Annotated in this window: 17 protein-coding genes; 10 read left to right on the top strand and 7 right to left on the bottom strand. The window is 71.7% G+C overall.

What is annotated here, in order from left to right:
- Positions 1-55: 55 nt before the first annotated feature.
- The 5 genes from M6G65_RS03455 (at position 56) to M6G65_RS03435 (ending at position 4,356) form a co-directional block, all read left to right on the top strand.
- Positions 56-1,171: an SPL family radical SAM protein gene (locus M6G65_RS03455; protein WP_250103573.1), complete on the top strand. Its 1,116-nt coding sequence runs from the start codon at positions 56-58 to the stop codon at positions 1,169-1,171.
- 25 nt (positions 1,172-1,196) lie between these two features.
- On the top strand, positions 1,197-1,712 hold the full coding sequence (locus M6G65_RS03450; RefSeq protein ID WP_238198122.1) for a 2'-5' RNA ligase family protein: 516 nt from the start codon (positions 1,197-1,199) through the stop codon (positions 1,710-1,712).
- A 31-nt stretch (positions 1,713-1,743) separates the two neighbouring features.
- Complete coding sequence (locus M6G65_RS03445; RefSeq protein WP_192708729.1) at positions 1,744-2,502, top strand: phosphatase PAP2 family protein; 759 nt, start codon at positions 1,744-1,746, stop codon at positions 2,500-2,502.
- A 101-nt stretch (positions 2,503-2,603) separates the two neighbouring features.
- A complete protein-coding gene (locus M6G65_RS03440; protein ID WP_238198120.1) occupies positions 2,604-2,972 on the top strand; it encodes a PilZ domain-containing protein in 369 nt (122 codons plus the stop codon).
- A gap of 85 nt (positions 2,973-3,057) precedes the next feature.
- Positions 3,058-4,356: a Gfo/Idh/MocA family protein gene (locus tag M6G65_RS03435; protein ID WP_238198118.1), complete on the top strand. Its 1,299-nt coding sequence runs from the start codon at positions 3,058-3,060 to the stop codon at positions 4,354-4,356.
- Positions 4,357-4,362: 6 nt separating this feature from the next.
- On the opposite strand, the gene flgH is transcribed toward M6G65_RS03435, so the two are convergent.
- Genes flgH through flgF form a run of 4 tightly spaced genes read right to left on the bottom strand, consistent with a single transcriptional unit; the run spans position 4,363 to position 7,862 of the window.
- A complete protein-coding gene (gene flgH / locus M6G65_RS03430) occupies positions 4,363-5,112 on the bottom strand; it encodes a flagellar basal body L-ring protein FlgH (protein ID WP_250103572.1) in 750 nt (249 codons plus the stop codon).
- Positions 5,113-5,148: 36 nt separating this feature from the next.
- Positions 5,149-6,282, bottom strand: coding sequence for a flagellar basal body P-ring formation chaperone FlgA (gene flgA / locus M6G65_RS03425; protein WP_250103571.1), 1,134 nt, complete (start codon positions 6,280-6,282; stop codon positions 5,149-5,151).
- A gap of 34 nt (positions 6,283-6,316) precedes the next feature.
- On the bottom strand, positions 6,317-7,108 hold the full coding sequence (gene flgG, locus M6G65_RS03420; protein ID WP_192708724.1) for a flagellar basal-body rod protein FlgG: 792 nt from the start codon (positions 7,106-7,108) through the stop codon (positions 6,317-6,319).
- Between the two features lie 13 nt (positions 7,109-7,121).
- Complete coding sequence (gene flgF / locus M6G65_RS03415) at positions 7,122-7,862, bottom strand: flagellar basal-body rod protein FlgF (protein ID WP_192708723.1); 741 nt, start codon at positions 7,860-7,862, stop codon at positions 7,122-7,124.
- 255 nt (positions 7,863-8,117) lie between these two features.
- Between flgF and fliL the strand changes: the two genes are divergently transcribed.
- From fliL to M6G65_RS03390, 5 genes are all read left to right on the top strand, one after another.
- A complete protein-coding gene (fliL, locus tag M6G65_RS03410) occupies positions 8,118-8,675 on the top strand; it encodes a flagellar basal body-associated protein FliL (protein WP_238198112.1) in 558 nt (185 codons plus the stop codon).
- A gap of 61 nt (positions 8,676-8,736) precedes the next feature.
- Positions 8,737-9,954: a flagellar motor switch protein FliM gene (fliM, locus tag M6G65_RS03405; protein WP_238198167.1), complete on the top strand. Its 1,218-nt coding sequence runs from the start codon at positions 8,737-8,739 to the stop codon at positions 9,952-9,954.
- Positions 9,955-9,970: 16 nt separating this feature from the next.
- A complete protein-coding gene (locus M6G65_RS03400; protein ID WP_250103570.1) occupies positions 9,971-10,477 on the top strand; it encodes a DUF6468 domain-containing protein in 507 nt (168 codons plus the stop codon).
- Positions 10,474-11,334, top strand: a complete 861-nt coding sequence (locus M6G65_RS03395) for a MotE family protein (protein WP_373323832.1) — start codon at positions 10,474-10,476, stop codon at positions 11,332-11,334. Before M6G65_RS03400 ends, M6G65_RS03395 begins: the two co-directional genes overlap by 4 nt.
- Before the next feature lie 111 nt (positions 11,335-11,445).
- Positions 11,446-12,045, top strand: coding sequence for a cysteine hydrolase family protein (locus M6G65_RS03390; protein ID WP_238198108.1), 600 nt, complete (start codon positions 11,446-11,448; stop codon positions 12,043-12,045).
- Positions 12,046-12,306: 261 nt separating this feature from the next.
- Here M6G65_RS03390 and M6G65_RS03385 read toward each other — a convergent pair whose 3' ends face one another.
- Genes M6G65_RS03385 through M6G65_RS03375 form a run of 3 tightly spaced genes read right to left on the bottom strand, consistent with a single transcriptional unit; the run spans position 12,307 to position 15,030 of the window.
- A complete protein-coding gene (locus M6G65_RS03385; RefSeq protein WP_238198106.1) occupies positions 12,307-13,602 on the bottom strand; it encodes a leucine-rich repeat-containing protein kinase family protein in 1,296 nt (431 codons plus the stop codon).
- 3 nt (positions 13,603-13,605) lie between these two features.
- Positions 13,606-13,797, bottom strand: a complete 192-nt coding sequence (locus M6G65_RS03380; RefSeq protein ID WP_238198104.1) for a DUF1192 domain-containing protein — start codon at positions 13,795-13,797, stop codon at positions 13,606-13,608.
- Positions 13,798-13,809: 12 nt separating this feature from the next.
- On the bottom strand, positions 13,810-15,030 hold the full coding sequence (locus M6G65_RS03375) for a phosphopentomutase (protein WP_238198102.1): 1,221 nt from the start codon (positions 15,028-15,030) through the stop codon (positions 13,810-13,812).
- Position 15,031 lies beyond the last annotated feature (1 nt).

Below are 15,031 nucleotides of genomic sequence, written 5' to 3'. Positions count from 1 at the left end.
CCGGGACCGGCCGACTAGGCCGGACCCGGCACGGCAGCCCATGCGTTCGCCAGGGATGCCGCCCTCGTCCGCTCTCGCGCTCGACGCTCCCGACCCGACAGCCCGCCCGCGGCCCGCCCGCCTGTGGCGCCCGCGCCGGGTGCTGGTGACGCCGGCCGCGCTGGAGCATGCGCATGGTCGGGCCATGCTGGCCCGCGCCGAGGCGCTGCGCCTGCCGGTGGAACGCCTGACGGCGAACCGCCTGCCAAGCCCGCGGGAGCCGGATCCGCGCCGCGCCTACGCGGCTGCCAAGGCCACGCTCGCGCTGACGGTGGCACCGCCGACAAAGCTGCGGCTGCAGCCGATCCCGCCCTCGGCCGACTGGCGCTTCGACCTTGCGGAGGGCTGCCCGGCCCATTGCCAGTACTGCTACCTCGCGGGCTCGCTCCAGGGGCCGCCGGTCACGAGGGCCTACGCCAATCTCGACGCGATCCTGGGCAACCTCGCCGCCTATGTCGGGCGCGGCGCGGTCACCTCGGCCTCCGCCGAGCGGGCCCACGAGGGGACCACGTTCGAGGCCTCCTGCTACACCGACCCGCTCGGCATCGAGCATCTGACTGGCTCGCTCTCCGAAGCGATCCGGCATTTCGGCGCCTGGGACGCCCCGGTGCAGCTGCGCTTCACCACCAAGTTCGCCGCGGTGGCCCCGCTTCTCGACCTGCCGCACAATCGGCGCACCCGCATCCGCTTCTCGGTGAATGCCCGCGCCGCCGCGCATTACGAGGGCGGCACCGATCCGCTCGACGCCCGGCTCGCCGCCCTGGGGCAGGTGGCCCGCGCCGGCTATCCGGTGGGTCTGACCATCGCGCCGATCCTGCCGGTGCCGGGCTGGGAGGAGGCTTACACCGACCTGATCCGCGATGCCGCCGACGCGCTGTCCGGCGTGCCGAACCTCGACCTGACGGCCGAGCTCATCACCCACCGGTTCACTCCCGGCTCGAAGGCGGTCCTGCGCGGCTGGTATCCGGGCTCGGACCTGCCTCTCGGCGAGGCGGAGCGCGTGGAGAAGCGCACGAAATTCGGCTCCGTGAAGCACGTCTTTCCGAAGCCGCTGATGCAGGCCATGCGCGCGCATCTCACCGAGAGCATGGCGCGCATCCTGCCGGCGGGCCGCGTCCTGTACTGGACCTGAGCGCCCCGGGCGCCATGTCGCCCGCATGAACGATGCCCCCCTGATCCTGACGCTCGCCTTCGATGAGCCGACCTTCGCGCGCTTCGACGGCGAGCGGCGGCGCTACTTCCCGGAGATGCTGAACGTCATCCCGGCCCACGCCACGCTGTTCCACCATCTGCCGGGCGATCGGGAGTGCGGCGTGATCGAGGCCATCACCGCCCTCGCCCGCACCCTGCCACCCCCGGAGGTCGCCGTGACGGGCCTGCGCTTCACCGGGCGGGGCGTCGCCTACGTGCTGGAATCCGAGCCGCTGGCGGCTTTCCGGGCTCGCCTCGCGCGGGAGTTCGAGCCGCATCTCACCGCGCAGGACCGGCAGGGCTGGCGCCCGCACGTCACCGTGCAGAACAAGGTCGCGCCCGAGAAGGCCCGGGCGCTCCATGCCGACCTGTCGGCGGGGTTCGAGCCGTTCCGCTTCACGGCGCCCGCGACCCTGCTGTGGCGTTACCTCGGAGGTCCCTGGGACGCGGTCGCGCGTCTGCCCTTCGGAGAGAACGCCTGATGGCCACCACCCCGCATCTGGAGGTCGCATCGTGAGAGCGCCGGCGAGCCTCCGGGACAACCGGCTGATCCGGCCCGCCACGGCGGTCTGGCTGCGGCTGCGGCTCAACGAGGTCGGGCCCCTCGTCGCCCTGCTCGGCCTCAGCATCCTGGGCTACGGCTTCTTCTACCTCGCCCACGAGGTCGGCGAGGGATCCACCGCCGCCCTCGATCGTCGGATCCTGCTGAGCCTGCGCAACCCGGCCGACCTGTCCGACCCGATCGGGCCGCCCTGGCTCGAGGAGACGATGCGCGACATCACCGGCCTCGGCAGCGTGTTCACTGTCCTGTTCCTGACCTGCGCGGTCGCCGCCTACCTGGCGGTGTCAGGGCGCCGCCGGATCGGTCTGTACGTTCTCGCCGCGGTCGGCAGCGGCGAGCTGGTCTCGACCGTGCTGAAGGTCTTCTACCAACGGCCCCGGCCGGACCTCGTGCCGCACGGTATGGAGGTGTTCACCGCGAGCTTCCCGAGCGGCCACGCCACCATGTCGGCGATCGCCTACCTGACCCTGGCGACCCTGATCGCCCGGGTGGAGCGCAACCGGCGCGCGAAGGCTCTGGTTCTGGCGCTCGGCGTGAGCCTGACGCTGCTGGTCGGCCTCAGCCGCATCTATCTCGGCGTGCACTGGCCGAGCGATGTGCTGGCCGGCTGGTGCATCGGCGCGGCCTGGGCGAGCCTGTGCTGGTTCGTCGCCCTGCAGCTTCAGCGCCGCGGCGAGGTGGAGGCGCCCGACCCGCCGCCGCCGGCCTGACCGCGTCGTTAAGGTAAACCACAGGTTAAGATGGACGTCGCGGTACGGTCCGGGCTGGATGGCGGTTGTCGGGGCATCGACGTCTTCGAGGATCAGCGATCGTGATCGACCGCCGCCGCACCGCCCGCCGCCGTGTCTGCCTCGGCGGCCGCGTGCGCGTCGCCGCCTTCCTGCCCGAACTCGACTGTACCGTGCGCGACGTGTCCCTGGACGGCGCGCGGATCCGCGTCGACGCCGAGACGATCCTGCCGGACTGCTTCGACCTGTTCATTCCCTGCCGGAACGAGACGCGGCGGGTCTTCGTCGCCTGGCGGTCGGGCGCGGCGGTCGGCCTCGGCTTCGACGTAACGCAGGCGGCCTCCGCGCCGGAGGCGGTCGCCCGGCGCCTCGCCGCCAGCGAGACGGAGGTGGCGCGTCTGCGCGCCGCGCTCCTGGGTGGAAACAGCTCGGAACCCGGTCGCGTTCACTGAGTGGGCGGTCCGGCCAGCGCTGGCACCCGGCCCCTGCTGCGGCGCTCCGGCGCCGTCACTGCAATCCGGCGATACGGCGAGGCTCATGGCGGACGACAACCGGCTCTCACGACGTAACCTTCTGGCCGCCGGGGGCGCCCTGGCCGGCGCCGCGATGGGAGGCCCCGCGCAGGCGGCGCCGCCGGCGCCGTCCGTTCCGGCCGACACCGGCGCGGTCCAGGGCGGCCGGGTGATGTTCCCGAACTGGCGCGGCTCCGGGGATCGTCCCCCGGCGCCGACCCCGTCCCCGCAACCGCCGGGCCAGCGCGTCGGCTACTGCGTCATCGGCCTCGGGCGCCTCAGCCTCGACGAGATCCTGCCGGCCTTCGGGGAGACCAAGCGCTCGCGGCTGGCCGCGGTGATGTCGGGATCGCCCGAGAAGGCGAAGCTCGTTGCGCGCCAGTACGGCCTGCCCGAGGATGCCGTCTACGGCTACGACGAGTGGGATCGGCTGAAGGCCAATCCGAACGTCCAGGCGGTCTACGTCGTCACGCCAAACGGCGTGCACCGGGACAACGTCGTGGCGGCGGCCGCCGCCGGCAAGCAGGTGCTCTGCGAGAAGCCGATGGCCGTGTCCTCGGACGAGTGCCGCGAGATGATCGCGGCCTGCGCCAAGGCGAGCGTCAAGCTGATGATCGCCTATCGCTGCCAGTACGAGCCGCACAATCGCGCGGTGATCAGGATCGCCCGCTCGGGCGAGTTCGGCCGACCCCGGACGATCCAGGCCTTCAACGGCCAGACGACCGGCCTGCCCGAGCAGTGGCGCCTCAAGAAGGCGCTGGCGGGCGGCGGCTCGCTGCCGGATATCGGGCTCTACTGCCTGAACACCACCCGCGCGGTGCTGGGCGAGGAGCCGGAGCTGATCCAGGCGCAGATCCACTCGCCGCCGGACGATCCGAAGTACCGCGAGGTTGAGGAGACGGTGAGCTTCACAATGCGCTTCCCGTCCGGGGTGATCGCGCAGTGCATGTCGAGCTACGGCGTCTATGAGGCGCGCTCGCTGACCCTGCACACCAGCAACGCGTCGGTCGATCTCCAGAACGCCTTCGCGTACGAGGGTCAGCGGCTCTACATCGGCCACCGGGACGGCAAGAACGCCGCCCGGGACGAGAAGGTCCTGAGCGCCAAGAACCAGTTCGCCCTGGAGATGGATCACTTCTCCCGGTGCATCCAGGAGAACCTGCGCCCGCGCACCCCCGGCGAGGAGGGCTTGCAGGACCAGGTGCTGATGGAGGCGATCTACGAGGCCGCGCGCACCGGCGCGCCCGTCAAGGTCGGCCCGCCCCAGGGTGCCGGCGCGGGCCTCGACGTGACCCGCGGGCCGGAGCCGGAGGAGCCGAGCTGAGATGCCTCAGAACGGCAGCAGGATGTCGACGATCTGCTGGCCGTAGCGCGGCTGCTGCACGTCGGTGATCTGGCCGCGGCCGCCATAGGCGATCCGGGCCTGGGCGATCTTGGCCGAATCGATGGTGTTGTCGGACTCGATGTCTTCCGGCCGGACGACGCCGGCGACCACCATCTCGCGGATCTCGAAATTGACCCGGATCTCCTGCTTGCCCTCGACCACGAGGTTGCCGTTGGGCAGGACCTGGGTGACGACCGCGGCCACGTTCGTCGTCACAGTCTCGGCGCGCTGGACCGAGCCGGCGCCGTCGTTGGCGGTCGCCGAGGTCGCGGCGAGCAGCGCCGTGCCGCCGACGCCGAAGGCCTTGCCGACGGCGTTGTTCTCAAGACCGAGGGCGTTCGGCAGGCCGAAGCTCTCGGTGTTGGCCCGCGACCGTTTGGTCTCGTTGCTGATGTTCGCTTGGTCGGTGACGTTGACCTTGATGGTCAGGATGTCGCCGAGCACGGCCGCGCGCTGATCCTTGAAGAAGGCGCGCGAGCCGGTGCGCCAGAGCGAGTTCGGCGCGTAGGAGACCGGCTGGACGTCGGGCATCGGCATCCGCACCGGCTTGTAGCCGGGCTGGGTCGTCGGATCCTCGATCGCCGACAGGGCCGGCGTCGCGCCGACCTGAGACAGGCGGTCGGCCGTGTTGCAGGCACCGAGCGCGCCGACGATCAGGGCGGCGGCGAGCGGGTTCAGGACGATGCGGCTGGCCATCGGACGGGTACTCTTCGACGCGGACAAGATGGGTACTCAGCGCAGGGAGGCGGTGGCCTGGACCTGCGCGGGGGCGCCCTGCTGGGCCGTGGGGCCCGGGCTCACCGAGACCCGGCCGGGCCCGATCACGGTGGCTTGAAGAACCTTCTTGGAGGTCACGTTCACGACGTTGACGACGGCACCCATGCGGCCGCTCTCGTTGGCGATGCCGCGCATCTGCAGGCTGATGCTTGGCGTCTCGTAGACGATCGTCACGTTCTCGCCCCGAGCGACCAGCTCGGGCGGCGCCGTGTCGGACACCCGCAGCACCGTGCCGGCCGACAGCGCGTGCTGGGCGACCTCCCCGAGGATCGCGGAGGCGCTCGCCTGCGCGTCGGTGGCGACGGCGTCGCGCGGGCGCCGTTCCAGGGCGATGTCGCCGTCCCTGACCGCCTCGCCGCGGTTGAGCGCGCGGGCGAGCACGGCCACTTCGCGCATCTCGATGACCACGCCCGAGACCCGCAGCGAGGCACGGCGCTCCCCCAGGCTGACCAAGCCCGCGACACGGCGGGAGCGCGGGTCGTAGCTCAGGTCGAGGGCAGCGGCCTGCCCTTCGAGGTCCACCGGCGCCAGCAGGGTCGGCCCGTCGCCGTCGAAGCGCACCGCGACGGTGCGCGGGTCGAGCCCGTAGTCGGTCTCCAGGCCGTGCTTGAGCGCCGCCTCGATCTCCGGCGGGCCGAGGCGGCGGGCGGCGCGCTGCACGGCGATCTGCAGCCGGCCTCCGGTCTCCAGGCCGGTGACGCCGAGCGCCGTCGCCGCTTCGGCGATCCGGCGGGTCTGGATCGTTCCGGTCGCGCCGAGCGCGGGAGAGCGGAACAGCGGGCGGGCGGCGAGGGTCGAGGGCGCGCCCTCGATCAGGTCGGCAAGGGTCAGGACGTCGCCGCGGGCGGTCACGTCGCCGCGCAGGCGCAGGCCGTCGGCCCGGGCCATCGCGGGGATCGCGAGCGCGCCGAGCACCGCGACGGTTAGGACGGCGAGCACCGCGCGCAGGATGACGGCCGTGCCGAGGGGGACGACCCGCGGCCGGGGACGGCGGACGATCGGGCTGAGGTCGCTCTCGTCGGACGCCGTGCTGACGAGGGGCAGGACGACGGTCTCGCGGGCGGGATCGGGGAGCATGCCGGCATACATGATCAGGGACCTGGAGCGGGTGCGGGCTGCGCGCTTAGCTGCGGAACATCTGGGTGGTGGTGGAGAGCATCTGGTCGGCGGCGGTGACGACCTTGGAATTCATCTCGTAGGCGCGCTGCGCGGCGATTAGCGACGAGATCTCCGTGACGGCATTGACGTTCGCCTCCTCCAGGTAGCTCTGCTGGAGGTTGCCGAAGCCCTCGGCGCCCGGCAGGCCGCTGATCGCCGGGCCGGAGGCTGCCGTCTCGATGAACAGGTTGTCGCCGATTGATTCGAGGCCGACCTTGTTCACGAAGCGCGAGAGCTGGAACTGGCCCAGCGCCTGCGGCGCCGTCTGTCCCGGTAGCGTCGCCTGCACGGCGCCGGTGGCGCTGATCGTCACCGAGGTCGCGGTCTGCGGCACGGTGATCGCCGGATCGAGCAGGTAGCCGTCGCGGGTGACGAGCTGGCCCTGGGCCGAGAGGTCGAAGGAGCCGTCCCGCGTGTATGCGGTCCGGCCGTCCGGCATGGTGACCCGGAAGAAGCCCTCGCCGCGGATCGCGACGTCGTAGTCCTTCTCGGTGGAGGAGAGCGTGCCCTGCGACATCACCCGGGCGGTGGAGGTGGTCTTCACGCCCGAGCCGAGGGCGAGGCCCGCGGGGAGCTGCGTGTTCTGCTCGGAGGTCGAGGAGCCCGCCCGGCGCAGGTTCTGATAGAGCAGATCCTGGAAGTGCACCTGCTGGCGCTTGTAGCCGGTGGTGCGCAGGTTCGCGATGTTGTTCGAGATGACCTGGACGTTGAGTTCCTGGGCCGCCATGCCGGTGGCGGCGGAGTAGAGGGCGCGCATCGGTCAGGCCCCCTTACGCGACGTCGGCGAGGCGGCGAATCGCCGTGCCCCGCAGATCGTCGAGGCGGGAGATCATGCTCGATACCATGGCGTAGGAGCGGTTCACGTCCATCAGCCGGGTCATCTCGATCACCGGCCGGACGTTCGAGCGCTCCAGCGCGGCCGGCTCCAGGCGGCCGTCGATCCCGGCCGGGCGTGCCGGATCCGGCGAGGCGTAGAGGTTGGCGCCCTCGTTGGTGAGCCGCTGCGGGTTGGCGAAGGTGACGAGCTTGATCTTCCCGCGGATGCCGAGATTGGTCGAGACCGTGCCGTCGGGACCGATCGCCAGCCCGGTCTCCTGCGGGTTGATGGTGATCGGGCCGCCGTCCCCCACGACCTTGTTGCCGTCGCTGGTCACGAGCGTGCCCTGGGCGTCCAGCTCGAACGCGCCGTTGCGGGTGTAGCGCTCGCCCTGGGGCGACTGCACGGCGATGAAGGCGGAGCCCTTGACGGCGACGTTGAGCGGGTTGCCGGTCTGCTCGACCGGCCCCTGCCCGAGGTCGAGTGCGGTGCCCTGGTCGATGACGTAGGAGAGGCGCCGGTCCGGCCGGGCGAACGAATCCGCGCTCGCCACCGGCATCAGGTATTCCTGGAAGCGGCTGTTGCGGGCCTTGAAGCCGGTGGTCGACACGTTCGCCATGTTGTTGGCGATCACGTCCAGCTCGCGCTGGAGCGCCATCTGGCTCGATACGCCGACGAAGAGGGCATTCTGCATCGTGGACTCTGGGACTCGTGCGCCGCGGTGGCGGCAACGATCCCTTCAGCATGCGCTGTGCCACGAGGTCGTGTGCAAAATTTCTGAGCTTACGGAATGACTTATCCGGAAATCCGCCGGTCGGTCCTGCCGGTCCGGACCGTGCCACGGCAAACCTGACTCGGCAGGAATTGCCCCCTTAACGGCGCGTTAACCGTGATGCTCCGATATCCGGATGTACCCGGCGCGGGGACTTCCGCGAGAGAGCATTATTCCATGGCCAAGAAGCCCAAGAAGGCCTCCGCCGGGGAAGGCGAGGCCGGAGCCGAAGCCGCCCCGAAGAGCAAGAAGAAGCTCATGATCATGGTGGCCGTCGCCGTCCTGGTGGTGGCGGGCGGCGGTGCGGGCGCCTTCATGATGATGGGCAAGGGCGGGGACCACGGTGAGGGCAAGGAGGCCACGGAAGGTGGTCACGGCAGCGGTCACGGCGGCGGCCACGGCGCCGGGCCGGAGGGCAAGAGGCAGGTCGTCTTCGTCGACGTGCGCGAGATGCTCCTGAACCTCAGCCCCGACATGCCTCAGGACAAGACGAAATACGCCAAGGTGCGGCTCTCCCTCGAGCTCAAGGACGCCAAGGTCGAGGAGGAGGTGAAGCCGCTGATGCCGCGCGTCGAGGACGCGCTGCAGATCTACATGCGCGAGCTGCGCGCCAGCGATCTCACCGGCTCGGTGGGCCTGTTCCGGCTGCGCGAGGAGCTGCTGCGCCGCGTCAACATCGCGCTCTATCCCGCCAAGGTCGAGGCCGTGCTGCTCAAGGACGTGATCGTCCAGTGATCCGGTCCGAGACCCTCTCACGCCACGCGAAGGCCGCGCGCCAAGGCTTGATCGAGCACGCCTGATGGAACCCGAGGACGAACTTCCCGAGGACGATTGGTCGGCGGCCCTTCTGGAGCAGGGCGCCGAGGGCGGCGACACGTCGCTCGCCGAGGAATGGGGCGCGGCCCTCGCCGAGCAGGGTACCACGCGCAATGCGGGCGACGTCGCCGCCGAATGGGCGACGATGATCGAGGATGGGGAGAGCGACAACCTCCCCGAACTCGCCGGCAACGACCGGGTGCTCAACCAGGACGAGATCGACGGCGTCCTCGGCTTCTCCATGCGCGAGCTCTCGGCCTCCGGGGCCGGGGGCGTGCAGGCCATCGTCGATTCGGGCGTCGTCCAGTACGAACGCCTCCCGATGCTGGAGATCGTCTTCGACCGGATGATCCGGTTGCTGTCGACCTCCCTGCGTAACCTGTTCCAGGACAACGTCGAGGTGACCCTCGACAACATCACCTCGGTCCGCTTCGGCGACTATCTCAACGCGATCCCGCTGCCGACGCTGCTGGGCGTATTCCGCGCCGAGCAGTGGGAGAATTCGGGCCTCGTCACGGTCGATTCCAACCTCGCCTACGCGACCTTCGACCTGCTGCTCGGCGGCAAGCGCGGCGGCCTGTCGAGCCGCCTCGACGGCCGTCCGTTCACCGCCATCGAGATGACGCTGGTGCGCCGCCTCGTGGAGATCGTGCTGGGCGACCTGGAGCTTTCGTTCCAGCCGCTCTCGCCCGTGAGCTTCGGCATCGACCGGATCGAGACCAACCCGCGCTTCGCCACCATCACGCGGCCGGGCAACGCCGCGATCCTGATCAGCCTGCGCCTCGACGTCGACGGGCGCGGCGGCATGCTGCAGATCCTGTTTCCCTACGCGACCATCGAGCCGATCCGCGAGCTGCTCACCCAGAGCTTCATGGGCGAGAAGCTCGGCCGCGACCACATCTGGGAAGGCCATCTCGCCACCGAGATCTGGCAGGCCGACGTGGCCATGGAGGCGGTGCTGCACGAGATGATGCTGCCGTTGAAGCAGGTCATGAGCCTCAAGGTCGGCGAGACGCTGATGTTCGACGCCAAGCCGTCGGACCTCATCACCGTGCGCTGCGGCGACTGGGCGCTGACGCAGGGGCGAATCGGCCGGGTTGACGGCCACATCGCCGTCCAGGTCACCCGACCGCTGCGCCGGTCGCGCACGACCATCCAGGCCTACGAGGCCTCGATGAACAACCGGTCGGACAATTAGGGGTGAGGGTCCCGGCATGAGTCTCTTCGTCACCCTCGCCGCCGACATCCTGGTCGCGGTCCTCCTTGCGGCGACAATCGTCACCTCCCTGCGGCTGTCGCGCCGGATCGGCCAGATGAAGGGCGACGAGGCCGCCCTCCGCCAGACCATCGGCGACCTGATGGTTGCGACCGGCACCGCCGAACGCGCCATCGCGGGTCTGCGCGCGGCCATCGGCGATGCCGACCGCACCCTCAATGCCAGCCTGGATGCCGCGACCGCCCGATCCGCCGAGCTGAAGCTGCAGGTCGAGGCGGGTGAGACGGTGGTGACGCGCATCGGCGCCATCGTCGCGCAGATGCGCGCGGTGCCGGCCCGGCCGGAGCCGGCGCCCGCCCCGCAGGTCGTGTCCGAGCCCGAGCTTCAGCCCCTGCGCCGACCGGAGCCGTCGAGCCCGAACGGGGAGCGCCTCGGGGCCGCCGCCGCGGCGGCGCTCGCCATGAGCGAGCGTGCCCTCGCGCGCGTCCGGGCGCGCGCCGCGTGACCGGAGTCAAGGCCCCGAAGCTCCCGCCGCCGAAGCCGGATCCCGAGGCGAAGCTGCGCCGCGCCGGCGAGGCGCTGCGCCGCCTGCCCCCCAAGCCGGCGCAGCCGGTGCGGCCGGCGCGGCTGCGCCTCATCAACGCCGTCGCTCTCGCGGCGGGCGGGCTCCTCGTGCTCAAGCTCCTCAGCCTGCTGCAGGCCGGCCTGCCGGAAAGCGCCGCGCTGCCGGACTACAGCCGCGCGGTCGCCCGGGCCCGGACCGGCTACGAGCCGCCCGACCCGGTCACCACCGGATCGGTGGGCGCCAAGGAGGAGCCGGCCGCCGCGGCCGAGAAGGCTCCGGTCACGGCCCCGCCGCAGCCTGCGGCCCCAGCCTCGGTCTCGCCGACCGAGCGCGCGCTGCTGGAGAAGCTCGGCGCTCGGCGCGATGCCCTGCGCCAGAAGAACGACGAGCTGGAGCTGCGCGAGAAGATGCTGGGCGAGGCCGAGCGGAAGCTCGAGACCGGGCTCGGCGATCTCAAGAAGGCCGAGGACAAGGTCGATTCCGTCGCCAAGGCGAAGGAGGAGGCCGAAAAGCAGGGGCTCAAGAACATCGTGACGATGTACGAGGCGATGAAGCCCAAGGATGCCGCCCGGGTGTTCGACCGGCTGGGCCACGACGTCCTGGTGCCGATCGTGCTGGCCATGAACCCGCGCAAGATGGCCGAGGTTCTGGCTGTGATGCAGCCCGAGACCGCCGAGCGCCTGACCGTGGCGCTCGCCAACCGCGCCCGCGGCGCCGGCGGCCCGCAGGCGCTGGCCGGCTCCGGCCTGCCGGCGAACGAGCTGCCGGCAATCGATCCGGGGCCGCCGGCGCACTAGACCCTCGGGGCGCGCCGATTGGCTATGGTGCGCTCCGGCCCATCCGTCGTAGGGTCCAGGGCCACCGAGATGGCGACCGCGCCCCACGCGCGGCACGATGGGAGCACCCGGATGTCCGATCTCGCGACCCTGCGCGGCCTGTCAGGCCTCAGCCCCGAGCCGGCCGGGCTCAAGGGCTCGGCGCTCGTCATGATCGACCTGCAGCAGACGTATCGCGAAGGCGTCATGCGCCTTGAGGGTGTCGAATCCGCGATCCGCGAGGCCGCGGACCTGCTCCGGCGGGCGCGCGAGGCCGGCATCCCGATCCTCCATGTCCGCCACGATGCCGGGCCGGGCTCGCCCTACGACGTCACGGCCCCGATCGGCCAGATCAGCCCGGAAGTGGCGCCGCAAGGGGACGAGCCGGTGATCACCAAGGCCTATCCGAGTTCGTTCGTAGGGACCGACCTTCAGGCGCGGCTGGAGACGGCGGGCGTGAAGGACGTCGTGCTCGCGGGCTTCATGACGCATATGTGCGTCAACTCCACGGCGCGCAGCGCCTTCAATCTCGGGTTCCGCCCGACCGTCGTGGCCGCCGCCACGGCGACGCGCGACCTGCCGGCGCCGGACGGCAGCGTGGTGCCCGCCGCGCAGCTTCAGGCCGCGAGCCTCGCCGCGCTCGGCGACCTGTTCGCCGTGGTGGCACGCAAGCAAGCCGACCTCCCGGATTGAGGCGCCGCCGGAGAAGGAAGTCCGGGCGCGGGGTTTACGGGTCTCCCGACGAGAAGCACCAAGCTCCCCGTCATCCCGGGTTGCGCAGCGGAGCCCGGGATCCGGACACGCCGAGGTGCCAAGTTCTGGCGCTCATGGCGGTTCTGGGTTCCCGGCTCGCCTGCGGCGCCCCGGAACGACGGTGACTCAGGGCCAGTGAGGCGCCGGGAGGCGGCCAGGAGACGTCAATCTCGACGACACTGCCGCCCGCTTACCCAAGGCTCAGGTCGCTCGCCCGATCGTGGCGATGACCTCTGGCAGGCTCGGCCGCCGCGCCGGATCGGCCTGCGTGCAGGCCCGTGCCAGACTTTGCAGTCTCTCCGGCGGTGCGGTGCAGTAGTCGAGCAACTCCCCGATCAGGATGCCGACGGCCCGCACCTCGACCCGCATCAGCGCCGAACCGGTCTCCCCCGCCGGCAGGGCCGAGGCCGCTCCGAGATCGCTGAGCACCGCCGCACCGGTCGCGACATCCCAGAGGGTGTTGTGGGCGTAGACGTCGCCGTGGAGCAGGCCGCGGCCATGAAGGTGCGCCACCGCCTCCGTCACCGAACGGGCGATGCGCAGGACCTGCGCCGGGTCGAGGCGCAGGCTCGGCGCGTAGACGTCGCGGCTGCAGCTCGCGAGGCTCGGCGGACCCGCGAGCACGCGCCAGTGCTGGGGCAGGAGCCGCAAGAGCAGCCCCTGCGCGCCGTCCGGATGTCCCGCGATCCGGCCGAGGGCGCCGGTCAGCGCCGGATGCGTCCCGGCAGCGAGGCAGGCTTCCATCTCGCGCTCGGGCAGCCCGTCGCTGGTCATCGCACCCTTGAACAGCTTGAGCGCCGCGTCCTGCGCGCCGGCGGGGCTCGTCCACACGGCCCGAAACACCTGCCCAGAGGCCCCTTCCCCGAGGAGATCGCCGACCGTCAGGGCGGCCCACGGGACGCGCGGCGCCCCGGCGGGCTCCGTCGCCGGCTCCGCGGGATTGCCCGCATAGGCGATCCAGGCGAGGCGCGGCAGCCGCGTCAGCCAGGCGGGGAGCGCGTCGAACCGGTTGCACGACAGGCGGATCAGCTCGAGATTGTCCGCCGCCGACAGGCTGTCGGGCAGCGCGGCGACCCGGTTGCCGGCGAGCATCAGCTTCTGCAGCAGCGGCCGTTCCCCGAGCGTGTCGGGCAGGCGCGCGATCTGGTTGTCGGTCAGGGTCAGCCAGCGCAGGTCACGCGGCAGGGAGTCCGGCGGAACCTCCCGGATGCCGCAGCCCCGGAAGCCCACTTGGCTCAGCGTCGGGCAGTCGCCCAGGACCGGCGGCAGGCAAGAGAAGGGGTTGCCGGAGCCGAACAGCACCCGCAGGCGCCTCAGGCGCCCGAGATCGTCCGGCAGCGTGGTCAGGCTGCCGCGGCCGAGATCCAGAACCTCGAGGGTGTCGGCGAGATCCAGCACCTCCCGGGGGAATCCGGCGAGCCCGTCGGGCAGGCGCAGCTCACGGGCGCCGTCGAGATCGCCGCGGCGAAGAGCGGCGAGCGTTCCGGTCCGGTCCAAGCGTCAGCCCCGCTTGAAGAAGGCGTCGGCCGCGCCCTGCGCCGCCTGCTTGGCCGCCCGGGCCGCCTCGATCCGGGCGATCTCGGCCCGCAGGAGCGCGACCCGCTCGTCGAGATCCGACAGCGAGAGCGTGTCCAGCGGCTGCCCGATCTCGTGGGCGACGGCCTTGCGCGGCCGGTCGTCATCGTCCCGCATCGTGCGCACTCCCTAGAGGAACGGTCGTCCGGCGCCGTCCCAGGGCAGGCCGAGATGGGCCGCCACTGTGGCACCGATATCCGCGAAGGTGTCCTGCCGCCCGATCGCGCGGCCGGCGACCCCCGGACCGAAGGCCAGGACCGGCACCTGCTCGCGGGTGTGGTCGGTGCCCGCCCAGGTCGGGTCGTTGCCATGGTCAGCGGTGATCACCGCGAGATCGCCGGGCCCGAGCGCCGCCAGGATCTCCGGGACCCGGACATCGAAGGCTTCCAGCTCCGCCGCGTAACCCGGCACGTCGCGGCGGTGGCCGTGTTCCGTGTCGAAATCCACGAGGTTCACGAAGACGAGGCCGCCGTCCGGCAGGTCCTTGAGCGCGTCGAGCCCGGCCGTGAGGCAGGCGGCGTTCGGGCCCGGCTTGATCTCGCGGCCCGTGGCGCGGTGGGCGAAGATGTCGCCGATCTTGCCGACGCTGACCACGGCGCGGCCCGCCGCCTCCGCCCGGTCGAGCAGCGTGCGGCCGGGCGGCGCCACGGCGAAATCCTTGCGGTTGCTCGTCCGGCGGAACTCCGCCTCCGCCGAGCCCACGAACGGCCGGGCGATGACCCGGCAGACCCGATAGGGATCGCAGAGCCGGCGTGCGGTGCGGCACAGCGCGTAGAGCCGCTCCAGCCCGAACGCCTCCTCGTGGGCGGCGATCTGGAACACGCTGTCGGCCGAGGTGTAGCAGATCGGCTTGCCGGTCCGCAGGTGCTCGGCCCCGAGCGCGTCGATGATCGCCACGCCCGGCGCGTGGCGATCGCCCAGGATGCCCGGCAGCTGCGCCTCCGCGACGAGCGCCTCGGTCAGCGCGGGGGGAAAGGCCGGCCGAGTATCGGGAAAATGGCCCCAGGGCTCGGGCAACGGCAGGCCGGCGATCTCCCAATGGCCCGAGGGCGTGTCCTTGCCGGCGGCCGTCTCCACGGCGTGGCCGTAGGCGCCGCGCGGCGCCCCATCCGGTGCCAGGCCGGGCGGGATCCGGCCCGACGCCCCGGCGGCCGCGAGTCCGAGACCGAGCGCGGCCAGATGCGGAAGCCGCAACGGGCCGGCGCGCAGCCCGGGCCGATCGCCGCGTCCCGCCATGCAGGCGTCCGCGATGTGCCCGAGCGTGTCGGACCCGGTATCGCCGTAGGTCTCGGCATCCGGGGCGCCGCCGATGCCGACGGAATCGAGGACGATGAGGAGCGCGCGCGCCACG

The organism is Methylobacterium tardum, assembly GCF_023546765.1.
In the GTDB taxonomy this organism is placed as follows: Bacteria; Pseudomonadota; Alphaproteobacteria; order Rhizobiales; family Beijerinckiaceae; genus Methylobacterium; species Methylobacterium tardum.
This window is presented reverse-complemented; position numbering and strand designations above follow the sequence as displayed.

Bases quoted from the DNA above. Each gene is read 5' to 3' on its own strand.
- M6G65_RS03400 (WP_250103570.1), top strand. From the start codon at position 9,971: ATGAGTCTCTTCGTCACCCTCGCCGCCGACATCCTGGTCGCGGTCCTC.
- flgH (WP_250103572.1), bottom strand. From the start codon at position 5,112: ATGGCCAGCCGCATCGTCCTGAACCCGCTCGCCGCCGCCCTGATCGTC.
- M6G65_RS03380 (WP_238198104.1), bottom strand. From the start codon at position 13,797: ATGCGGGACGATGACGACCGGCCGCGCAAGGCCGTCGCCCACGAGATC.
- fliL (WP_238198112.1), top strand. From the start codon at position 8,118: ATGGCCAAGAAGCCCAAGAAGGCCTCCGCCGGGGAAGGCGAGGCCGGA.
- M6G65_RS03455 (WP_250103573.1), top strand. From the start codon at position 56: ATGCCGCCCTCGTCCGCTCTCGCGCTCGACGCTCCCGACCCGACAGCC.
- flgA (WP_250103571.1), bottom strand. From the start codon at position 6,282: ATGTATGCCGGCATGCTCCCCGATCCCGCCCGCGAGACCGTCGTCCTG.
- flgF (WP_192708723.1), bottom strand. From the start codon at position 7,862: ATGCAGAATGCCCTCTTCGTCGGCGTATCGAGCCAGATGGCGCTCCAG.
- M6G65_RS03435 (WP_238198118.1), top strand. From the start codon at position 3,058: ATGGCGGACGACAACCGGCTCTCACGACGTAACCTTCTGGCCGCCGGG.
- M6G65_RS03450 (WP_238198122.1), top strand. From the start codon at position 1,197: ATGAACGATGCCCCCCTGATCCTGACGCTCGCCTTCGATGAGCCGACC.
- M6G65_RS03390 (WP_238198108.1), top strand. From the start codon at position 11,446: ATGTCCGATCTCGCGACCCTGCGCGGCCTGTCAGGCCTCAGCCCCGAG.
- flgG (WP_192708724.1), bottom strand. From the start codon at position 7,108: ATGCGCGCCCTCTACTCCGCCGCCACCGGCATGGCGGCCCAGGAACTC.